The organism is Actinomadura sp. 7K534 (assembly GCF_004348575.1).
Classification (GTDB): domain Bacteria; phylum Actinomycetota; class Actinomycetes; order Streptosporangiales; family Streptosporangiaceae; genus Spirillospora; species Spirillospora livida.
Genome location: NZ_SMKB01000063.1, coordinates 1 through 22,274, shown reverse-complemented (window position 1 = coordinate 22,274; position 22,274 = coordinate 1). Strand labels below are relative to the sequence as shown.

Annotated in this window: 16 protein-coding genes and 1 other RNA gene; 4 read left to right on the top strand and 13 right to left on the bottom strand. The window is 68.4% G+C overall.

Annotated elements, in window-relative coordinates; translation table 11 throughout:
- Positions 1–53: 53 nt before the first annotated feature.
- Positions 54–1,421 carry an MFS transporter gene (locus E1266_RS15285; protein WP_132047378.1) on the bottom strand — a complete coding sequence of 456 codons (1,368 nt, stop codon included), beginning with the start codon at positions 1,419–1,421 and terminating at the stop codon, positions 54–56.
- A gap of 375 nt (positions 1,422–1,796) precedes the next feature.
- Entirely contained in the window at positions 1,797–3,416 is a 1,620-nt protein-coding gene (locus E1266_RS15280) for a tetratricopeptide repeat protein (RefSeq protein ID WP_165966098.1), read from the bottom strand.
- Between the two features lie 713 nt (positions 3,417–4,129).
- On the opposite strand from E1266_RS15280, the gene fxsT reads away from it, so the two are divergent.
- Positions 4,130–6,652, top strand: coding sequence for an FxSxx-COOH system tetratricopeptide repeat protein (fxsT, locus tag E1266_RS15275; RefSeq protein ID WP_132047374.1), 2,523 nt, complete (start codon positions 4,130–4,132; stop codon positions 6,650–6,652).
- Between the two features lie 5 nt (positions 6,653–6,657).
- Here the strand turns inward: fxsT and E1266_RS15270 are convergent, their stop codons facing one another.
- From E1266_RS15270 to ftsE, 10 genes are all read right to left on the bottom strand, one after another.
- Entirely contained in the window at positions 6,658–7,914 is a 1,257-nt protein-coding gene (locus E1266_RS15270) for an FxsB family cyclophane-forming radical SAM/SPASM peptide maturase (RefSeq protein WP_243718434.1), read from the bottom strand.
- A gap of 70 nt (positions 7,915–7,984) precedes the next feature.
- A complete protein-coding gene (locus tag E1266_RS15265; protein ID WP_132047372.1) occupies positions 7,985–8,509 on the bottom strand; it encodes a GNAT family protein in 525 nt (174 codons plus the stop codon).
- Between the two features lie 97 nt (positions 8,510–8,606).
- Positions 8,607–9,953: a Dyp-type peroxidase gene (locus tag E1266_RS15260; RefSeq protein WP_165966097.1), complete on the bottom strand. Its 1,347-nt coding sequence runs from the start codon at positions 9,951–9,953 to the stop codon at positions 8,607–8,609.
- Positions 9,954–10,067: 114 nt separating this feature from the next.
- Positions 10,068–10,514 carry a MarR family winged helix-turn-helix transcriptional regulator gene (locus E1266_RS15255; protein ID WP_132047368.1) on the bottom strand — a complete coding sequence of 149 codons (447 nt, stop codon included), beginning with the start codon at positions 10,512–10,514 and terminating at the stop codon, positions 10,068–10,070.
- Positions 10,515–11,484: 970 nt separating this feature from the next.
- Positions 11,485–11,857: a transfer-messenger RNA gene (ssrA, locus tag E1266_RS15250) on the bottom strand.
- A 319-nt stretch (positions 11,858–12,176) separates the two neighbouring features.
- Positions 12,177–14,099, bottom strand: a complete 1,923-nt coding sequence (locus E1266_RS15245) for a penicillin-binding transpeptidase domain-containing protein (RefSeq protein ID WP_132047366.1) — start codon at positions 14,097–14,099, stop codon at positions 12,177–12,179.
- Positions 14,100–14,108: 9 nt separating this feature from the next.
- Entirely contained in the window at positions 14,109–14,600 is a 492-nt protein-coding gene (smpB, locus tag E1266_RS15240) for an SsrA-binding protein SmpB (RefSeq protein ID WP_132047365.1), read from the bottom strand.
- A 96-nt stretch (positions 14,601–14,696) separates the two neighbouring features.
- On the bottom strand, positions 14,697–15,923 hold the full coding sequence (locus E1266_RS15235; RefSeq protein ID WP_132047363.1) for a S41 family peptidase: 1,227 nt from the start codon (positions 15,921–15,923) through the stop codon (positions 14,697–14,699).
- A 63-nt stretch (positions 15,924–15,986) separates the two neighbouring features.
- Positions 15,987–16,892 (bottom strand): permease-like cell division protein FtsX, encoded by a 906-nt coding sequence (gene ftsX / locus E1266_RS15230; protein ID WP_132047361.1) that lies wholly within the window; start codon positions 16,890–16,892, stop codon positions 15,987–15,989.
- Between the two features lie 205 nt (positions 16,893–17,097).
- Positions 17,098–17,787, bottom strand: a complete 690-nt coding sequence (gene ftsE, locus E1266_RS15225; RefSeq protein WP_131954587.1) for a cell division ATP-binding protein FtsE — start codon at positions 17,785–17,787, stop codon at positions 17,098–17,100.
- 414 nt (positions 17,788–18,201) lie between these two features.
- On the opposite strand from ftsE, the gene E1266_RS15220 reads away from it, so the two are divergent.
- Positions 18,202–18,387, top strand: a complete 186-nt coding sequence (locus E1266_RS15220) for an RING finger family 4 domain-containing protein (RefSeq protein ID WP_132047359.1) — start codon at positions 18,202–18,204, stop codon at positions 18,385–18,387.
- Between the two features lie 32 nt (positions 18,388–18,419).
- On the opposite strand, the gene E1266_RS15215 is transcribed toward E1266_RS15220, so the two are convergent.
- Entirely contained in the window at positions 18,420–19,520 is a 1,101-nt protein-coding gene (locus E1266_RS15215) for a hypothetical protein (protein WP_132047357.1), read from the bottom strand.
- A gap of 184 nt (positions 19,521–19,704) precedes the next feature.
- Here E1266_RS15215 and prfB point away from each other — a divergent pair, with 184 nt between their 5' ends.
- Together prfB and E1266_RS15205 are read left to right on the top strand one after the other, a co-directional pair.
- A complete protein-coding gene (gene prfB / locus E1266_RS15210; RefSeq protein WP_132047355.1) occupies positions 19,705–20,820 on the top strand; it encodes a peptide chain release factor 2 in 1,116 nt (371 codons plus the stop codon).
- Between the two features lie 103 nt (positions 20,821–20,923).
- Positions 20,924–21,904, top strand: a complete 981-nt coding sequence (locus tag E1266_RS15205; protein WP_132047353.1) for a hypothetical protein — start codon at positions 20,924–20,926, stop codon at positions 21,902–21,904.
- The last annotated feature ends 370 nt before the right edge of the window (positions 21,905–22,274 follow it).

The following is a 22,274-nucleotide window of genomic DNA, read 5'->3' as shown; positions in this document are numbered from 1 at the left end:
TCTACGACGCCGATGTGGCATCGAAGACCATGAAGAGAGTTCGGAAGAGCGTGTTACAGGTCAGCACCCACCGGTACCGCTTGCCTCGCCGCGAGACCGCTTTCATCCGCCTGCTGCGTTCCCTCCTTCGCGGGCGGCCCTTCATCGGGCTGAGGCGGATACCGAACCAGGGCGAGGAAGCTGATCACGATCAGGCAGAACGCGCCGGCCACGAGCACCGCGGTGACCCGGGTGCCGAGAACGGTGATGATATAACCGCCGAGGCCCGCGCCGAGCGTTACCGCGCCGGTCGTCAGGAACTGGCTGGCACCTTCGACTCGGCCCAGGACATAGCTTGGAACGACTCTTCCCTGGTACACCGCCAGGGACACATTGATGTAAGCCCCCATGAAACTACAGAGACCCCAGGCGCATATGCCGACCAGCGGATTCGGAACACACGCGACGACCAGCAGGAGCGGAAGCCAGGCCAGGACGCAGTATTTGACCGTCACCGGCGGCGTCAGGCGCCGTACCGCACGGGGAGCCGTCAGCGCTCCGAGAAATCCACTGAATCCCGACGTTGCCAGCATCGCACCAATGACCGATCCGGAATGCTGCCGGCGTTCGGCTTCGACCACGAGCAACAGGATGACGATCTGAAACCCGATATTCGCCGCTGCGCAAGCACCAAGAGAAACGGACATGAACTTATCGCGAGATATCCAGTGAAACCCTTCCCTGAATGACTTGATCACCCTCTTCCTGGAAACCATCCACGGCTTCTTGGTCGACTTCGAAGATTGAAGAGACCTGGTCTTCAAGCACAACAGCGAAACAACGGACACGAGAGACGTCACCGCGTCCAGGATGTAAGGAGAAACACGACCGAGGGAGAACAGCACACCGCCGACCGGGCGTCCGAGCACCACCGCCAGATGATGTCGGGCCTCGCTCATGCCCATGGCGTTCTCGGCCTCACCGTCGGGCACCACATACCGAACTGCGGCGAGTTCCGCAATCCGAAAGAAGACCGAGCAGGAGCCGTCGATCACCGCCGCCCCGATGAGCAGTTTCCAGGGCTCGTCGAAGACGCATAGGCCGATGACCAGAGCGATCGAGTTGACCACCCGGATCGCCTGGCTGACCAGCATGATCAGCCATCGGTCGTAGCGGTCGACGAGCAGGCCGACCGGCACGTGGAGGAAGAGGCCGGGCAACGTGCTCGCCGCGGCCACCCAGCCCGCCACGATCGGCGAGTCCGTCAACGCCAGGGCGAGGAGCGGATTGGCAGCGGCCGCGCTGAGCGTACCCAGCTGCGAAAATGCCGAGCCACTGAGTAAGAGGCGAAAGTCACGACGCCAGTCGGCTTCGGCCTGACTGCTGCTTCCGGTTCCCCCGCCACCATTCCGAGGGCTCAATTCCGGTGAGGTGGCGGTCACCTTCTGACTTCTCCTCGTTCCGGACGGTGGTCATCGCTCCGGCCCTGCCAGACATCGGCAGCTCACTATCGACATGCCCAGACCGGTGCGACACAGCTTCAGACTGGATACAAGGTTTAACCAGGACTCGCCAAAATTCCCGTCCGTCACCCTGGCAGGCAGACGGGGAGCGAGGCCCCGGCCGAGCAGGAATCTTAGCAGCAGCGGTGACAATGCACAGGCGACGGCGCAATTCGCCACTCAATCATCAGTCGCCAATAGCCAAACAGCCCAGAATGGGACGAAGGCCCTAACAACCTTCAATATTCTCTCCGGGTGCACACAAGGTGGACTCGCCCCCACACGACCCATTCCACGAGTGCGTGGCAGCGAATGTCACTTCCAGGCGATGCCGGACACGTCTCGCTTGACGTCGAGCGCTTCGCGGTTGGTGCTGTCCCGGCCGAGAACGTCTTCCAGAACCGCTTTGGCGGCGCGTGTCCGTCCGGACTGCCAGAGCGCCCGCCCGAGGGCGGTCTGGATCGACAACTCGTGCGGGAGCCGGCTGGCCGCCCCGCGGAGCTGCTGCACGGCCTCCTTGGAATCATGCATCAGGAGAATCCGGCCGATTCCGGTCAGAAGCCAGCCCACAGCGGCGTTGTCCGGGATGGCTTCGAAGATCGCTGCGGCCTCTCGGTAGCGGGTGACGGCCGTCTGCAGGTCGCCACGCTCGTAAGCGATGTCGCCGAGGAAGCTGGTGGCGTCGGCGCACGTCCGGAAGTCATCTTCGCCACATGTCCGCTTGGCGGCTTCCGCATGGCGGCGAGCGAGCTCGAAATCGCCACCCGACAGCGCTCTCTGCGCTTGACGGAGGCGTGCCGAAGGTTCGGGCCGGTAGGGGGAGGGAACGGGGCCCTCGTCGAACTGTCCGATCGGTTCGATGAGCCTGGGATCCAGCAGCTCGTAGTACAGGTTTCCGTCCCGGATCCGGCCGCGGATGAGATGGGAGTCCTGGACCGCCTCGACGACCGCCCGGGGCACGCCTTCGCACGCACGGGCCGCGGAGACGCCCGCGCGTCCCTGCGGCCCGCCGAAGACCGAACGGAACCAGGAGAGGAGGCTCCCCACCGGGAGGCTGTGATCGGCCGCGATCGTGGAAAGGCTCTGCAAGCAGAGATGCTTCAGGACGACGTTCACCTCGGCGCGCAGCCGTTCCGCGCCGATCTCGGTGTCGCCGGGGAGTCGCGCCCAGAGACTCCCGAGCGAGAGCTTGAGCAGAACCGGTTGGATTCGCGAGGTGGTCTGTTCGACACCGCTGCCCCGCACCGTCCGGAGTTCCCTCACCAGAGCTTCCGGGATGACCGCGCCGGATCGTCGGGCGAAAGGGAACGGCGCCGCTGCGATCTCGCGTGCCGCTTCGGGTTTCAGGGGTTCGAGGGAGTAGACCGCGGGTGGCGCCTGGCCCAGCCGCTCGCCGAGCTCTACCGCCTCGGCGAGCGCGTCGTCGCGTACGACGAGCAGCAGGTGCAGGTCGGGCACCTGGTCCATGGCCGTCGCCAGATCGTCCAGGAAGCGCTGTCGGTGCTGTTCGTGTCGGTCGGACCTGCGCGCAAGCATCTCCACGCCGTCGATGGCCCCGAGCAACGGCAACGGCTCGCCGAACCGGTCCATGCGACGATTCCTGCGCAGGAACCTCGCTATCTGCAGTTCAGAGATATGGACCGGTGATGCGCGCGGGTACCACGCGGTGAGCACGGCCAGCCGGAACGGGTTGTACTCGGCCAGGGCGGCCACGGGAAACGGCGGCCGGTGCGCCAGGTGCGCGATGGGGAGCACATCCGCCCCCTCGGCCCTCAGGGATGGAGCGGCGCCCGCGCACAGCAACGAGGTCTTGCCAATGCCGGCACCTCCGTGGAGGACCACGAGCCGGTTGTTCTTCCACATTCCGGCGACATCACGAGCTTCCTCGGCCCGGCCGTGGAAGTCCTCGTGATCGTGCTCATCGAGCGGGCGCATGCCGACGAGGGGACTCCGCGGACCGAGAGGCGGCAGCGCAATCATCGTTCCGTCCCGTGAGCAGGCACTCACTGAAGATGGTGCCGGGCCGGCTCTCCCCGAGAGTAGCGCATGGTCACTCGAAACTCCCTGGGGATGCTACGAGTACCCATTTCTGGACCCGGCCCGAAAAGCGCGAGCCGGTCGACCATAATTCACTGCAGGGCCGGCCGAGATCGTCTTCAGCGCGTCCGCACCCCGCCACTGAGCGGAGTGCTCTCGCTCCCCGGGCTGTGCGAGCAATTATTGTCGAACGAGCGTCCGAGCGAACCCGGCCTCGCCAGCTCTTTGTGCAGTCGCCTGACGCCGGGACTCTGAGCGGCCGAGCCTCCCAGCGGGACGTCTCTCTCGGACAGTTGGAAGTCGGGCTTCAGCATCGACCTCTCCCTGGTGTCGGTACCACTTTCGCGCTCATCCCTGGTCGAGTCGAGCCTTACCTTCGACCACTGCCATGGTGGCAGAAGGCAGCCCGCAGCACCAGATGCCGACAACTCGATTGAATCGGTCCAGGCAAGAAACGAGAATCAATGAAGACCGAAACCAATCACCGAGTCAGTGGCATCTGACACATATCTAAATCGCCGACTTCAATATACTGTCTTGGGTGGTGTATTTGCTTGACTACGACGTGATCCAGCCTGTCCACCGGCACTGGCGTGAAACAAGGGGATCGAGTGATCAGAACGCAGCCCAACTCATCACCCAAGATTCCCCAGGTCTGGGGGAAGATCCCTCCGCGGAACAAGAACTTCACCGGCCGCACGGATCTACTCGAACGGCTGCACGCCGGTCTGGGCGGCCGGGTCACCGCGGTGCTCCCGCACGCATTGCACGGTCTCGGCGGAGTGGGCAAGACGATGATGGCGGTGGAGTATGCCCACCGCTATCAGTCTGACTACGACCTGATCTGGTGGATCCCGGCGGACCAGCCCGTCCTGGTGCGATCTTCGCTCGCGAGCCTGGCAGCGCCCTTGGGCCTGCCGTCGGCATCGGTGAGCGGCGTCGAGGAGGCGGCCAACGCCGTGCTGGAGGCGCTGCGGCGAGGTGATCCCTTCACCAACTGGCTGCTCATCTTCGACAACGCCGACGAGCCCGAGGAACTGACCGACATCCTCCCGCAGGGACCCGGCCACGTACTGATCACGTCGCGCAACCACCGTTGGGCGGGCGTGGTCGACGCCGTTCCGATCGACGTCTTCACCCGCAAGGAGAGCGTCGAGTTCCTCACCAGACGCGTACCCAGGGGAATCACTCCGGAGGACGCGGACCGGCTCGCCGAGGAACTGGGGGACCTGCCCCTCGCTTTGGAGCAGGCGGGCGCGCTGCACACCGAGACCGGCATCGCGGTAACCGAATACCTACGGCTCCTTGCGGAGCGCACCAGCCAACTCCTCTCGCAAGGACGGCCGAGCGAGTATCCCGCGTCGATGACGGCAGCCTGGGCGCTTTCGGTCGCCAGCCTTGAAGAGAAGCTGCCCGAGGCACTGGTTCTACTTCGCTACTGTGCGTTCTTCGGTCCGGAGCCGATCCCGCGAGATGCGTTCATCAAAGTCGTACCCGGTCTGAGCCCTCAACTGGCGGAGCTCATCGCGGACCCGATCCGGCTCGGCCGGGCCATCGCCGAACTCGGACGGTTCGCCCTCGCCAGACTGGACCTTCCCGCCAGGACGATGCAGGTGCACCGGCTGATTCAGGCTCTCGTCCGCGAGGAGTTGCCGGCGGCCGAGCATGAGCGGCTGCGCCATGAGGTGCACCTGCTGCTGGCGAACTACGCACCGCCCAACCCGAGAGAATCCACCAATTGGGACACCTATCTCAATGCTCTCGGGCATATTGGCCCCTCCAAGGTGGCGGCTTGCCAAGAATCGTCAGTGCGCAAGCTGGCGATCAACATGATCTCCTTTTTGTCCGCCTCGGCAGATTTTGGATCGGCCAGAGCCTTCGCGCAGTCGTTCATTGACGAGTGGTCGTCGGCTTCCGGCGCCGACCACGAGGAAGTCCTGACGATGAGGGTGGAGATGGGCAACCTCCTGCGCGAGCTAGGCCGGTACGACGAGGCCGCGCGCAGCAACCTGGAAACGCTCCAGGCGGCCGAGAAGTCCCTTGGCCCCGACCACGACGTGACCCTGCGCGCCCTGCGCGGCCGAGCAGCGGACCTGAGGGCCAGCGGCGACTTCTGGCAGGCGCACGATATCGACGAGGAGGTTCTGCGCCGTTTCGAAACGGCTTCCTCTGCAAGGGATTGGAACATTTGGCGCGCCGTCAACAGCGTCGCGCTCGATCATGGCCTCAAGAGCGACTACCTGAAGGCGCGAGCACTTCTCGAACAGGCGATCCGCGAAATTCGAGCAAGTGGCGCGGTGTCCACCGACCCCGCCTCCTACCTCAATATCCTCACTGGCCTGGCGCGAACCGTGCGGCTCGGCGGGGATTATTCGGAGGCCTGTGACCTGGGCGAGGACGCCTATGCCTACGCCATTGAGCAATTGGGCCCCGAACACGCCTGGACGCTGCGCACCGGGAAGGACCTTTCCATCGCCTGGCGCCGGGCGGGCGACTACGACCGCGCCATGGAGTTGGCCGAAGAAATTCACCAGCGTTATGTAAGGACCCTCGGCCTCGACCATCCCGACACGCTGGCGGCCGCGATCTGCCTGTCGAACATCCAGCGCACCGTAGGCCAGTTCCAGGAGGCCATGGGGCTCGCGGACGACACCGTCCGCCGTTATCCGCGCGTCTACATCACCGAGCACCCGTACAACCACGCCTGTGCGGGAAACCTGGCCATCCTGCGCCGGATCACCGGTGACCCGGAGATCGCGCGTAAGATCAACGAGGATGCTCTGGCGGGGTCGGAACCGAAGCTGGGCCGCGACCACCACTACTCCCTCACCGTCGCCGTCAACCTGGCCAGCGACCTGGCGGCGCTAGGCGAGATGGAGTCGGCGTACCGGCTCTCCGCCGGCAGTCTGCGGCGGCTCACAGCGCTGCTGGGCGAGGACCACCCGACGACCCTCCTGGCGGCGGCGAACACGGTGGCGAATCTCCGGGACCTCGGAAGGGACGACGAGGCCGCGGAGTTGTTCGCCGCCACCGAGGAGCGCTACCGCCGCACCCTCACGCTCGACCACCCCGACGCACGAGTGTTCTTCGAAGGACGCCGTCTGGACGCCGACTTCGACCCGCCACCGATCTAAGCGGCTCAGCCGACCGGGGCCGGGGACTCGACCGCCACGAGGCCCAGGTCCCGGCCGAGCACGTCCCGGATGTGGCTGATCAGCTTGTAAAGGTCGTGGCAGAACACCGACGGGTTGCGAAAGCCCGTACCCGACCGGTACCGATGCGGGTACAGGCCGCCGCCGCAGACCTCGTGCGCCGCGCAGGCCAGACACTCGTCCGACAGCGCCCGCCGGCCGATCTGCCGGGCGACGACGGACGGCAGCGACAGCACCGTGTCGAAGGGATCGCGCGACACGTGCAGCCGCGTGCCCGCAGCCCCGTCATAAGCCGACTTCAAGGAATCGACCTGTTCGATCTCGCCGTTGGTCTCCACCACGGCAATCGCCACCGGAGACAGCCCAACGGCTTCGCTGGCCGACATCCGGCCGAACAGCAGCCTGATGATCTCGCTGAACAGCCGGATGCGCACCACGTCCGCCTCTCTGGCGTACCAGCGGTCGAAGATGGCGATGAGCCAGTCCCCGTAGGGCGTCGACTCGTCCGGTGGACGTCCCGGAGGTGGCGTGTCCCAGTTTCCGTGCGGGAGCAGGAAATCCATCTCCAGCGGCGCGAACGCCAGGAGCGACTCGTACGTGGTGATGGGGTCATTGCGCAGTTCGATGGTGCTCAACAGGCCACCGAACAGATGCCGGTATTTCGGGTGGGTGAGGCGCTCTAGGCCGCCCACCACATCGCGGTAACTGCCGCGGCCGTCGGGGCGCCGCCGGTGCAGGTCGTGCCCCTCCTCGTCGCCGTCCACGCTCACGCCGACGGAAACGCCGTACTCCGCGAACAGGTCCAGGTATAAGTCGTCGAGCAGGACACCGTTCGTCTGGACGCTGAAGCCGACGCCCACGTCCGACCCGCCGGCGCCCAGAATCGTCTCGATCGCGTACCGCAGATGTTCGACGCCGGCCAGCAGCGGCTCACCGCCGTGCAGGACGACCTGGATATCCGTGAGCCGATTCGCCCGGGCGTGCTCCCCAATGCGCTGCGCCGTCCATTCGAGGACCTGCCGCGACATCCGCCGGGGCTGCCTTCGCCAGCCCTGGTCGGCCATCTCGTACATGTAGCAGTAGTCGCACGCGAGGTTGCACCTGCTGTGCACCTTGAGGATGAAGTCGCGGATCGGCGTGGGGCGCCAGCCGCCTTCCAGGAGACTCCGGACGTCCAGGGCGCCCGGCCACTCCGTCGCCTTGCCGGGCTCGTCTCCGTGGACGCCCACCTGCTGACCCCCCACCGAGATCAAGACACGGCACTGCGGCTCTATTCGTACTGATATGTCTGGTTTGCAAGATCAATAAACGCGCTCATCCACCCTTGCTGAGGGCCCAGCGCTCATGGTCCCGCCACACCCCGTCGATCTTGATGAACTCGGGCGAGAACCCCTCCCTGCGGAAGCCGAGGCGCTCGACGAGCCCGATGGACGCCGCGTTCCCCGGCTGGATATCCGCCTCGACCCGATGAAGCTCCAAGTGCTCGAACGCGTACCTGACCGCCAAGCCGACCCCTTCCGTCAGGTAACCGCGCCCGACATAAGGGAGAAAGGCCGCATACCCCAGCACCCCGCGCTGATACGGGCCGCGCACGATCCCGTTGATGTTGACGATCCCGGCGATGTCTCCCCCTTCACGCAGGCACACCACCATTCCGACCGCGGCCACCTGGTCGAACCGCGCCAGATAAGCGTCGAACTCCTTGGCGGACACCGGCAGGTTCACCCAAGGCCGGTGGAACCCGTAGCTCATTTCCGCCAGCTCGACGAACCGCTCCCGATCCTCCGCCTCCACCCGCCGAACGGCAACCCGCGTCCCCACCCGCAACGTCACGCTCACCCAGGAAATCTACGCTGGGAAGAGTTGCGAAGAGAAGCCGCCCTGAAGCTGTTCACCCGGCCACCGACGGCAGACCCGCAACCCGAACGGCAGAAGGTCAGGTCGCGGAGAGCAGCGCATCGGCCAGGTTCTCGCCGGGCCGCGTACCCGGCGGAATGGCGAAGACGGCGCTGCCGGTGTGCTCGATGAAGGCGTTGAGCCGGTCGGACTCGGCCAGCTTGCGCTGCGTGCGGACGAACTCTCCGGGGTCGCTCATGTATGCGCAGAACAAGAGGCCGCTGTCGTAGGCGTCGTGGCCCCCGCCGGAATGCACGGGCATGTCCTCGCCGTGGTCGTGGTCCGCGTCCTTGCCGTGATGGTGGTCGGCGACCGGTTCCCTGTTGCCCTGGAAGCCGTAGTCGTAGTTGTACGAGCGGCGCAGCATCGGGACGTCGCGTACCAGCGCCACGTGGGAGTCGGCGAGGATCAGAGGCTCGCCGTCCGGCCCCTTCTTGCCGAAGTCGGGCTCGCTGAACTCGTGCCCGCCACTGAGCGGGGCCCCGTCGCTCCGGCGCCGCCCGATCGTCCGGTCCTGCGTGAGCGCGGTCGAGGTGTCCCACTTCGGCAGGTTCATGCGGATCTTGCGGAATACCAGGTAGGTGCCGCCGGAGAACCAGACCGGCTCATCGGCGTCCGACCAGACGGCACGGTCGAACTCGGCGGTGCCGACGCGGGGGTTGGTGGTGCCGTCCGGGTGGCCGAACAGGTTGCGCGGTGTGGCGTCGCCGAACGCCCCCAGAAAACCCTGCTGGCTCCACTGCAACCGGGCCAGGCCCGGAGCGCGGCTGCGCAGGGTGCGGAAGGCCCGGCTGACCGTCTGGAGGTCGTCGCCGCAGACCTGGACGAAAAGCTCCCCGCCGCTCCAAGCCTTCTCCAGCCGGTCGCCGCGGAAGCCGGGAAGTGGCGCCAGCCGCCGGGGCCGCGCCCCTTCTCGTCCGATCCGCTCGAAGAGGTCCGGCCCCAGGCCGAAGGTGACGGTCAGCCGGGAGGGTTCCAGATCATCGGCGACACCGGAGTCCGCCGGCACCTCCGGCCGGGCGAACGGCATGGGACCGGGCGGGAGCCCCCGCGTGAGGCGTTCTGCGGCCACCGTCCACCCTTCGGTGAGCCGCCGGAAAGCGTCCACGGTCTGCTCGGTGGACAGGCGCTCGCCTTTCACCGGGTGGGTGGTCTCCAGGTTGAACGCCGCGAAAAGCGCGTACCGCTGCTGCGCGGTGGTGATGCCGGCCTGGTGAGCGCCGTGGAAGGGCTCGATGCGCGCCCCGGCCTGTGCCGGACGCGGTGCCGGCGCGGCCTCGCGACCGCCGGCGACCAGCGCACCACCCGTCGCCGCCGCACCCGCGGTCGCAGCGAACGCGGCGATCGCACCGCGCCGCGAGAAGCGATGGCCTGATTCCTTGGACACGAGTACCCCCGAAACAGATCGAGAACCTTCAGGTAGCCTGAAGCCTATAGCCAGCTTCAGGCACCCTGAAGGTGGGGCCGCACGAAGGGAGAAAAGTGCCGGTCTCGCGCCAGATCAGGAGGTGGCCCGGCCCTCAAACGCGGCGCGCACCGCCTCACCGAGCCCACGATGGACGGGGTTCGCGTCCGCGCCGAACATGCGATCGTCGACGGCGGCCACCGCCCGCTCCGCCTCGGCCAGCAGGCGGGCACCGCTGGGCGTGAGCTCGATCGTCGAAGCCGACCCGGCACGGGCGTTATGGTCGCGGACGAGTCCCGCGGCGGCGAGCGCCTTGACCGCGCCGTGCACGCTCTGCACGGTGATCCCCGACATACGCGCCAGGTCGCTGAACGACGTCCCCGGCATGGTGGCGATATGGCCCAGCAGCCCGAGCCTGGCGACCGTGAGCCCCAGCGGCCCGAGGGCGTCGGTGAGTTCGGCCTCGATCCGGCGCGCCAGTGACAGCACGAAGATCGACGTGCTGGTGACCGGCGGACCGGAACGGCCATTGTCGGTGGTCACCCCACCAGTGTTCCCCATACCACCACCCCACGTTTCGCCCAGGCCCAACTCCCCAAAGGCCCCGCGGAGGTGCACCAGGCGTGCCGCGAGCCCCCCCCGACCGAAGGACTCCAGGTCGCGCCCGAACGCACAAGTCAAGCCTCGAACTCCCCAGCGGACATCGGCAGGTGAGAGGGCCCGGAGCTCATCTCGCCCAACCCGGCCCGACGAATGATCGGACGCAACGACCGCCTGTTCCCCACCGGATACCTTCACCGCATCACCAAGGCACGCTTGGACATCGTCCCCGACGAGATCGACAGCGGCCACACCCCGGCACTGAGCCGCCCCCAAGTCCTAGCCGACCGTCTCGAGTCGTACGCCGCCGAACTCGGACTAACCGGCGACCAAACAAAATGACGTCCACGGCCCGCTACGACGCTGAACGACAGCCCCACACCGAGGTGCTGCACCGAACAGCCGAACGTCCAGCCGCACGCGCCACGCTGAGCAGCCCTCGGGGTGGACATCTCGGCACCCGCACCGGGGACGCGACGCCGTCGAAAAAGATGCGCGCTCACCTAGCCGACAGGGTGACAAGCGCTACAACCCCCACGACAGCACGCCACACCCTAGGGAAAGGTGCGCGTACCCCAGCCGACAAGGGGCGAGGGGCGCAGCCCAACATCGCCACGCCACACCAAAGTGAAGGTGCGAGCGCGTACCTCAGCCGACAAGAGACGTGAGGGCGCCGTCCCCGACCACCTTAAGAGAAGACGCGCGCGTACCTCAGCCCGCGAGGGACGAGGGGCGCAGCCCCGCGCACGAACAGGAGCGACGGCTTGGCGGAGGGTGTGCGCGTGGGTTAGCCGAGGAGGGGCGTGGGGGCGGAGCCCCCACATCGGGGGTCTGGGGGTCGCCCCCCAGAAAGGCATAGCGAAACGACGCGGCGAAGCCGCGCGCAAAGCGCGCGGCGAGCACACGTCGTCGAGAGTGGAGGTGGCGGGAATCGAACCCGCGTCCTTCGGTGAAGAGTCAGGGCTTCTCCGGGTGCAGCCTGCTTGGCGTTTTCTCAGCCCCGGCGCTCACGCAGGCGTGTCGCCGACGGGCTCAGTCGCTGTTTGCTGTCCCTACATGCCCCGCGACCGGGCTTGCAGGTTGAGTCTCCTTACGATGCCAGACCCCGGTTCGGAGACGCTACCGGGCTGACAGAGTTCGCTCCTCGCTCAGGCGGCGAGGGCGAACTCGGACTGCTTCTTGTTGGCAGTTATTGGTTTGCTGTCACAGGATTTACGAGGTCACGACAGCAACCCTCGACCCGCTTCCCCTGGCTCGAACGACCGAAGTCGAAGCCGGTCACCCCCATGTTCAGTTGTCAAAGCGGCAGTCCATGGGACGTCCGCACGACGACGCTACAAGCATAACGTGCGGAACGGCAACGTCATTCCCCCGGGCAGCCGTGAACCCCGGTGGGTGCGAGTGTTCTCGCTCCCACCGGGGTCGACCGGCAGGGTCGGGCCGGTCCGGACGGCAGAGCCTCCCCCGAGACGAGGCTCCGGTCTCATCACGGCGACTGAGTCCGCAACCCCCCAAGCGGGATCTCAGTCACCCGTAAAGACGCACGGGAGCCACGGATCGGTTGCCTCCCCGACTTAAAGAGATCTCAAAGCCGTAACGGGGGCCTCAGCCGCGGAGGAAGTCGGCGGCGATCTTCGGGGTGTTGACGCGGCCCTCGACGGCGATGGCGAAGGCGCGGTCGCCGACGCTGCCGACGAACCAGGAGACCGACTTGTTGTGGCTGCCGTCCCGGTACGCGGCGAGGGCGGCGACGCCGACGAGGTCGCCGGAGACGCGGGCGCCGCGGGCGCTGCCGTGGGACGCGGTGCGGGCGAGGACCTTCTTGAGGCTCGCGATGGCCTCGGGCTGGAGGTTCTGCGGCGGGGGCGCCTGGATGGTCTTGGGGATGTCCTTGAGGACGTACGGGGGCTTCCAGGTGCCGTTCTGGGCGGCGGCGGCGACGAGGGCCATGGTGAGGGGGCTCACCTGGACGTTGCCCTCACCGACCATCATGGCGGCCTTCTCACCGTCGTTCGCGGGCGTCGGCACCGAGCCGGTGAAGGCGGGGACGCTCAGGCCCCATTCCTGGCCGATGCCGAGCTCCGCCGCCTCGTTGGCGAGGGTCTGGGCGTCCAGCTTGCTGCTGAGCTGCGCGAGGGTCGTCTTGCAGGACGCGGCGAAGTGGTTGGCGAAGCTGCTGTCGCCGCGGGCCTGGTTGGTGAACGTCTTGTCGCCTACGGTGACGCTGTCCGGGCAGGTCGTCTCGGTCGACTGGTTCATGCCGGCCTCGGAGAACAGGGCCTCGGCGGACACGATCCCGAACGTCAGCCCGGGCGGGTACTCCCCCTCGAACGCGCGGTTGGTGCCGCCCGTCCCGTGGTTGGACACGGCGAGCACCTCGCCGGTGCTGGGCCGCACCACCACCATGGACGCGGGGTAGGGCAGGCCCGCGAGCGCCTTGTCCGCCTTGCGCTGGTAGGAGGGGTCGAGGGTGGTCTGCACGTCCTGCGGCGCCTGGCCCTCCCAGGAGCGCAGTTCCTTGGTGTTCTCCCCCGACTCGTCCTGCGCGACGACGCGGACGGTGGGCGTGCCGGCGAGCCGGCGCTGCTGGAGGAGCTGGATGCCGCTGACGCCGATGGTGTCGCCCGGCTGGTAGGGGGCACCCACCTGCTGGAGGCGGTCGGCGGTCGCGGGGCCGAGGGTGCCGACGAGCTCGGGCGCGTAGGCGGGGGCGATCGGCGCCTGGACGCCGTTGAACCTCAGCCCCGGCACGCTGGTCAGCCGCTGGACGAGCGCGTTGTGCGCGGGGACCTGCAGGGTCAGCAGCGGCAGGAAGTCCTGCGGCGGGGCGGAGCGGACGCGGCCGAGGAGGCGTTCGGCGTCCAGCCGCCGGCCGCCGTCGAACTTGGCCTGCTCGGCGAGCATGTCGAGGGTCTTCTTCGGGTCGGCGAGCTGCCCGGGGAACACCCCGACGTCGTAGGCGCCGATCTTGCGGACGAGGGAGCGGCCGTGCGTGTCGGTGATGGCGGCGCGCTTGGGCTCCTCGGTCACGACGGCGAGCCGCTGCCCCGGCTGCAGGCTCGTGTGGATGATCGACGGGCTCCAGACGACCTTCCACTTGCCGCCGACGCGCTTCAGGCGCATCAGCCCGGGATACTCCCACGGCTGGCCGTTCTCACCGAGGTCGATCTTGACGGTGAAGCGCGCGTCGGCCTCGTTGCCGTTCTGGACGATCTGGTCGACGTCGCTGTCGGTGACGCCGGTGCCGAGGGACAGCCGCAGCGACGCGGCGTCGAGCTGGCGGCCGACGCGGCTCAGCGCGTCCGCGACCTCCTGCCGGTCCACGCCGACGGTGTTGCCGGCCGCCGCCTCGAAGTTGCCGACCTGCCAGGCGATCAGGAAGTCGCGGACGGCCGGCATCGCCGACCGCTCGGCCCAGCAGCCGGTCGTCATGCCCGCGACCAGCGCACCGGTCATCGTCAGGGCGACCGCGCGGCGCCGTGTCCTCCGAATACCGCCGGGGAACCGCCTCCGGCCTCGGTTCGTCATCGACACCCTTCACCGTCTCCTGAACCGGGCCGCCGCCGCCTTCTGCATCTCCCGCTCGGCTTCCCGCTTGGCGATGGCCTGGCGTTTGTCGTAGCTCTTCTTACCACGGGCCAGGCCGATCTCGACCTTGGCCTTCCCGTCCTTGAAGTACAGCGAAAGCGGGATCAGCGTCCAGCCCGGCTCGGACGACTTCGCGATGATCTTCTGGATCTCGCGCCTGTGCAGCAGCAGCTTGCGGCGCCGGCGGGGGGCGTGGTTGGTCCAGGTCCCCTGGGTGTACTCGGGGATGTGGACGTTCTCCAGCCACACCTCCCCGTCCATGACGTGCGCGTAGCCGTCGGCGAGGGAGGCGCGTCCCGCGCGCAGGGCCTTGACCTCCGTGCCCGTCAGCACCATGCCCGCCTCCCACGTCTCGTCGATGTGGTAGTCGTAGCGGGCGCGCTTGTTCTGGGCGATGAGCCTGCGTCCGGTGTCCTTCTTGCGCCCGGTGTCCCGTGCCACGTCATCATCCTTGTCCGGCGTCTCGGTCTTGTCCGGCGTTTCGGTCTGCCCGGCGTCTCGGTCGGTCGTCGTCGGGTCGGTCGTCGTCCGGCCGGGTCAGTCGTCCGGCAGGGCCGCGCGCAGGCCGCGCAGCACCGTCCGGGCGCGCCGCTCGGCCTCGGGGGGCGGACGGTCCGCGGAGACCGCGATGTCGGGTTCGATCCCCACCCCGTCGAGGTTACGGCCGCCCGGGGTCCGGTAGCGACCGACGGTCAGTTCGAGCACCGACCCGTCGGCGAGCGTAACGGCCTCTTGCACCGACGCCTTCCCGTACGTACGCGATCCTATGATCACCGCGCGGTCGCGGTCACGGAGCGAGCCGGCGACGACCTCGGCGGCGCTGGCGGTGCCGGCGTCGACGAGCACGACGAGCGGCGTCTTCGCGTCGCCGGGCGCGGTGACGCCGAGGTCGCGGGCCTGCCGCCCGCGCGGCCGGTACGTCACGACGGGGCCGCTCCGCAGGAACGCCGAGGCCGTCTCGACCGCCTCCTCCAGCAGCCCGCCCGGGTTGCCGCGCAGGTCGAGCACGACGCCGCCCTCCGGGCGGCCGTGCGGCGGCGCCCCGGTCACGGCCGCGCGAACCTGGCGTCCCGTGCCGCGCGTGAACGCGCCGACCCGGACGAGCCGGGCGTCCTCTGGGAGATCGGTCACGGTGACGTCCCCTTCGGAGACCTGCGTGCGGACGAGATGGAACCGCTTTGTTCGACGGCCGCGCTCCACGGTTAGTTCGACGGGGGCCTCGGGCCGTCCCCGCAGCGCCTCCGCGACACGCTCGACCCCCCAGCCGGCCACGGACGAGGCCCCGACCGCGGTGATGACGTCGCCGACCCGCACGCCCGCGCGCGCGGCGGCGGTGCCCGGCTGGACGCTCGCCACGAGTACCCGCCCGCCGGCGCCGTCCGCGCCGTCCCGGGTGCCGAGCCACAGCCCGACGCCGCCGTAGTCGCCGTTGAGGCGCCCCTCGACGTCGTCGTACTCGCTGGCGGAGTAGTAGCGCGCCCACCTGTCGTCCAGGGCCTTGAGCATGCCCTCGATGGCGGCGCGGTCGAGGTCGCCGCGCGCGACGGGTTCGGCCGCGTGCCGGCCGATCTGCGCGGCCGCCTCGGTGAGGACCGAGCCGTCCGCCGCCGCGGTGGGCTGCCGGGGGCCCGAGCCGGTCACGGCTCCCGCGCTGTACGCGGCGACGATCGCGGCCGCGACGGCGGTGCCGCGCAGCAGGCGGCCCGCTCCTCGCTGGTCGGGGGGCCGGGGCCGCTTCCCCGGGAGCGGCACGATCCGGAGCATGCGGCAAGTGTAGAGCGGCGCGCGACGCCGGATCCGGCGGTTGTGCCGGATCCGGTCACCGCGTCAGATCTTCAGGTATCTCCGCAGGGTGAGGAACGACGCGACCGCGCACAGCAGCACACCGAAGCAGATCGAGACGATGATGACGGCTATCACCGTGCTCCAGCCGAGCTGGCTGACGAGCTGGACGTCCCCGGCCAATCTGTCGATCAGCAGCTTCTTGCTGAACACCAGCAGGATGGACGAGAAGATTCCGCCGATCAGGCCGGCGATGGCGCCTTCGAGGATGAACGGCAGCTGGATATAGGTGTTGGACGCGCCGACCAGCCGCATGATCCCCGTCTCCCGGCGCCGGTTGAACGCCGACAGCCGGACGGTGTTGCCGACCAGCATCACCGCGGCGACCACCTGGATGAGCGCGATCGTCAGCGCCGCCACCTGCAGGCCGTTCAGGATCCGGAAGAACCGCTTCAGGATCTCCTGCTCGTTGATGACGGTGTCGACGCCCGGCTGGCCGAGCATCGCCTGCGCGACCGCCTTGTACTCCTCGGGGTTGCTCAGCTTGACCCGGAACGAGTCGGGGATGTCGCCCTCGCGGGTGCTCTCCACGAAGCCGGGCGAGCCCGCGAAGCGGTCCTTGAACCGGTCGTAGGCCTGCTGCTTGTTCTCGTACTGGACCTCGGAGACCTGCGGCATCTGGTCCAGCTGCCCCTTGAGCGCCTGGCGCTGCTGGTCGGTGACGTCCTGCTTCTGACAGCTCGGGTTCGAGCTCGTCTTGGCGCACAGGAAGATCGAGACCTCGATCTTGTCGTACCAGTAGCTCTTGGACGAGTCGACCTGCTGCCGCAGGAGGAGCCCGGTGCCGAAGAGCGCCATGGCGATGGCGACGGTGATGACGAGGGAGATCGTCATCGTCATGTTCCGGCGGAGACCGATCCAGATCTCCTGGAGAACGAACTGTACGCGCATGCCTCGCTGTCCTTGATCTGTGTCCCGCCGGATGCCTGGGCCGTCCCGACGTGGGGCCCGATGCGGGCGGTTCCTACCGCGTGGCCCTCGGGGTGTCGTACGAGCCGGCAGGAATCGATGGTTCAGATGGAAGTGCCGTGGAGGGTACCGGGCCCCGGCCCGGACGGCGGGCGGACGTGATCCCGCGCTCCCCGGCGAACACGGGTCAGTAGGCCTGTCCGTACACGCCGCGCGACTGGTCGCGGACGACCCGTCCGTCCTCCAGCTCGACGACGCGCTTGCGGAAGGCATCGACGATCGCGGCGTCGTGGGTGGCCATGACGACGGTGGTGCCGGTCCGGTTGATCCGGTCCAGCACCTTCATGATGCCGATCGAGGTGGCGGGGTCGATGTTGCCGGTGGGCTCGTCCGCCAGCAGGATCATCGGCCGGTTGACGAACGCCCGCGCGATGGCGACGCGCTGCTGCTCGCCGCCGGACAGCTCGTCCGGCATCCGGTGGGCCTTGCCCTCCAGGCCGACGAGGTCGATGACCTCGGGGACGACCTTTCCGATGAAGCGCCGCGGCTTGCCGATCACCTCGAGGGCGAACGCGACGTTCTCGAAGACGTTCTTGTTGGGGAGCAGGCGGAAGTCCTGGAAGACGCAGCCGATCCTGCGGCGCAGGTGCGGCACCTTCCAGTTGCTCAGCCTGTTCAGGTCCTTGCCCGCCACGTGCACGTGACCCTGGGAAGGACGCTCCTCCTTCAGGATGAGGCGCAGGAAGGTCGACTTCCCGGAGCCGGAGGGGCCGACCAGGAACAGGAACTCGCCCTTCTCGATGGCGACGTTCACGTGCTGCAAGGCGGGCCGGTTCTGGCTCGGGTAGACCTTGGTGACGTTGTCGAAGTGAATCACGGCTGCATCACGGCGGTTCGGTCTCTAGGGGTTGGGGAGCGGCCCGGCCCGCGGGCCGCGGAATCGTCCGCGGCCTCCGGTCTGCGCCGCCCGGCTTCGCGGCCAGGTGGGACGCGGAGCCTTCGAGCAGTGTAGAGGGGACGGTCGACTGTCTCGTCCCACTCGACGTGGTAGGGGGGCCGGGAACCGGCGCATGCCCCGATCAGCGCGTGCCGTCCGATCAGTGCCATGTGAACCGTCTCCCGACGTCCGGCCGTTTCATACCGTCAAGCCCCCGGACTTGCCGGAACGACCATACAGTCCGGCTACGCTGGATGATGGCGAAAGATACCTAATAGGTCGACAGACACCAGACCGGTCGACGCTTCCCCGCACGGACCCGCGTGCCCGTTCCTTGAGATTGGGGCCCACGACATGAGCTGCGAACATCTCATCTGCGCTCGGTGCTCGAACCCCGTGGTGGAGGGGCGCTGCCCCATCTGCCGGGAGGCCCGCTCGGAACTGCACCGCCACGGGCCGTTCACGTCGCCCGCCGTGGTCCTCGCGGGTCTGGTCGCCCTGCTGTTCGTCGCCCTCGTCCTGCAGCGCGCCTACGGCTGACCGCCGGCGCCTTCTCCGCGGCGCGGCAGATCTCAGGGCTGCTTCTTCAGCGGCGGCGTGGCGGCCTTGGAAATCGCTCCCTCGTCGGCGATGACGTGCGCCTTCGGCTGGGACCCGTCCTTCTTTCCGTCGTCCTTGCCGTCCTTCTTCTCGCCGTCCTGCTTCTTGCGCGGCGGGTCGTACGCCGCGAAGTGCAGGGTCGCGCTGGTGTCGACCTGGTTCCCCTCGACGGTTCCGTCGAGCAGGTGCTCCGCCTCCTCCGGGATCTCCGGCTTGGGCGTGTCGGGGTCCTCGGCGACGAGCGAGGTGTTGCGGAACAGCGAGTAGACGATCAGGCCGCCGCCGCTCTCCGTGCGGAGCCCGAAGTAGGGGAAGGGCGTGGCCGTGTAGACGACCTGGAGGGTGAGGTCGTCATCCTTGGCCTTCTTCTTGGCGCGCTTGGCGTCCTTGTAGAAGCCGGTCGTGACGGCGCTCGACCTCATCACCTTGGCCGCGACGCTGCCGCCGCCCTCTGCGGCGACCGTCGCGTGGATGCCGATGACGTCGCGGGGACGGATCAGGAGGGACGTGTCCTCCGCGCTGAGCGCCTCCGCGTATCCGTCGTCGTCGAGGGCGATCTCCGGCACCTTCGCCTTGCGGTGCATCTCGGTCGCGAACGTGAGCTTCCAGTCCTCGGACGGCTTGCGGAGGACGAACGCCATCAGCACCGTGCGCTCGCTCTTGCTCTCCCCGAGGACAGAGCGGTCCACCGACGCCACGAACCACTGCGGATAGGCGTCGTCCTTGAGCTTCGGCACGTACAGCTCCGGGTCGCCGTACACGAAGCGCCGCACTGGGTCGCCGTCGTAGGCGGCCTCGCGGAACTCGGCCGCGGTGAGCTGGGACTGCCCGTCGGACGTCCACGTCAGCGCCAGCCGCTCGTCGCCGGCGGCCCTGGCCACGTCCTCGTCGGTGACATAGGTGCGGAACGCCCGCTCCGCGACGTCCAAGGTCAGCGGGACGGGCTCGGGCGGCGAGGTGGTGGGCACGCTTACGGCGGGCCGCGCCTCCGTCCCGCTCCCGGCGCAGCCCGCGAGGGCGAGCGCCAGGACGAGCGGCACCACGGCCGCGATCACCCGCGTGAACCTGTGCACAGACCGTCCCCCGGACCGAGATCCCCTCCGGCCGCCCTCCGGCCGGCGTCCTCGGCCCGTGATTCTGCCATCCACATGATATTGGCCGGGTGATCCCCTCCGCGGCGAAAGCGGCGCACGGCGGACGGGAAGCGGTCGACAGGGCGGCGGTGAGCAGTGCCTGGACGGCGCTAAGCTCGGGGGCGTGGCAGGCATCGAACCCGAAGAGCAGCTCAAGGAGCTCGGCTCGACCCTGTCCAGCATCGAGCAGGTGCTGGACCTCGACGGCATGCGGCGGGACATCGCCGAGCTGCGGGAGCAGTCGGCCGACCCTGACCTGTGGAACGACCAGGAGCGCGCCCAGTCGGTGACGCGCCGCCTGTCGTACCTGGAAAGCGAGCTGGGCCGGGTCGAGAGCCTGCGGCAGCGGCTCGAAGACGCCGCCACCCTGTACGAGCTCGCCGCCGAGATGGACGACGCCGACACCCGCACGGAGGCCGACGACGAGCTGGCGGCGCTGCACAAGGCGATCGAGCAGCTCGAGATCCGCACCCTCATGTCCGGCGAGTACGACTCCCGGGAAGCGCTGGTCACCATCAACGCGCAGGCCGGCGGAGTGGACGCGGCCGACTGGGCCGAGCAGCTCCAGCGCATGTACCTGCGGTGGGCCGAGCGGCACGGCTACCCGACCGAGGTCTACGAGACGTCCTACGCCGAAGAGGCCGGGATCAAGTCCACGACGTTCACGGTCAAGGCCCCCTACGCCTACGGGACGCTGCGCGGCGAGCACGGCACGCACCGGCTCGTGCGGATCTCCCCGTTCGACAACCAGGGCCGCAGGCAGACCTCGTTCGCGGGCCTCGACGTCGTGCCGGTCGTGGAGCAGAGCGACCACGTCGACATCGACGAGAACGACCTGCGGGTGGACGTCTACCGGTCGTCCGGGCCGGGCGGGCAGGGCGTCAACACCACCGACTCGGCGGTGCGGATCACCCACATCCCGACCGGCATCGTCGTGTCCTGCCAGAACGAGCGCAGCCAGATCCAGAACCGCGCCACGGCGATGAACGTCCTGCAGGCCAAGCTCCTGGAGCGCAAGCGCCAGGAGGAGGCAGAGAAGATGTCCGAGCTGCGGGGCGAGGGCACCAGCAGCTGGGGCACGCAGATCCGCAACTACGTGCTGCACCCGTACCAGATCGTGAAGGACCTCCGCACCGGCGTCGAGGTCGGCAACCCCTCCGCGGTCCTGGACGGCGACATCGACGAGTTCATCGAGGCCGAGATCCGCTGGATGCGCCAGCGGGAGACCGAATCGGCCTGACGCAAGATCTTTCGACGAGGTTTCGTGTTCACAGCGTGACTCCATGGTCACTCTGCGAGGATGACGGACGGTCCGGAATCGCCGTCGCCACTCGGGGGGCACTATGCCCGCACGTACCACCGCCGCAGCCGCACTCGCCGCGTCCAGCCTGCTCGCCGCGGCGCTGAGCGCGGGATGCTCGGGCGCCGCCTCGTCCGCCGACCCGGCGAAGCCCGCTGGGGTGCCCCCGCTGACCGAGGCGCAGGCCGAACGGGTGCTGGCGTCCTTCACCCAGGCGGCCGACCGCGCCGGCCGGGGCCTCGACCGCAGGTCGCTGCACGCCATCGAGACCGACCCGCAGCTCACCATGGACGTCGCGGCGCTCCGGCTCCGGCGCGCCGTCAAGCAGCCGGCGGCGAAGCTGCAGTTCAGCGAGACGACGTTCTACATCCCCCGGCTGACCGGCTACCCGCAGTGGTTCGCCGCCGGCGCCGTCACCGGCCGGGACAAGCAGGCGCTGCGGCATGCGATGCTGTTCACCCGGGCCAAGGCCGGCGCGCCGTGGCTGCTCGCCGCCGACCCCCACCCCGGTGAGGCGTCGCTGAGCAAGGTGGCACTCGACCCGGACGGCTACGCGACGCCGGTCACCCCGGACGCGAAGGGCCTCGCGGTCGCTCCCGGAAAGCTGCCCGTCGCACACGCCGCCCTCCTCACCGAAGGCCCGCGGGCCGCGGGCACGTCCGTCCTCGCGGAGGGGCCGCAGACCACCGAGACCTACAAGGCGCTCAAGCAGGGCGAGAAGACCCTGGCGGGACGCGGCGTGACCCTTTCGTCCAGGTTCTCCGCCGCCCCCTACACGGTCTACGCGCTGCGCACCAAGGACCGCGGAGCACTCGTCTGGTACGTCCTCAAGCAGAACGAGGCGTACTCCTCAACCCGCCCGGGCCGGCTCACCGTGAGCGGCGACCTCGTCGGCCTGGCCCCGACCCGAGCCGCCAGGACGCGTCTCGACACCACCGTCCTCGTGCAGTACCTGGCCACCGTCCCGCCGAAGGGCCAGGCCACGGTCACCGGCATGTACCGCAAGGCCGTGAACGTCAGATGACTCCCCCGCCGACGCAACTCCCCTGATCTCCGTCGGGTGCCGGGCGTCCCGCTCCTCTGACCGCTGCAGCAGGACACCCGGCACTCGATGGTGCTGTGTCTATTTGCATTGCCCTCGGCGGTCAGGCGCTGGAGCGCCTTCCCTTCAACGGGCACTGCTTGCGATCGCTGCATCGCTCCGGCTCGCCTGGCGGCTCGCTGCGCGATCAGGTTTCTCGCAGGCTCGAAACCTGCCTTCGGACGCGATCGCGAGTGTTCAGGTTGTCTCGGGTTGCTGTGGCGGCTGGTGTGGTCGTGTTCGGCTTGCTCCCGCTGGAGGCTGCATTTTTGGGGCGGGGTGGTGGGGGCTGGGCGATTTACACTTGCCGGAC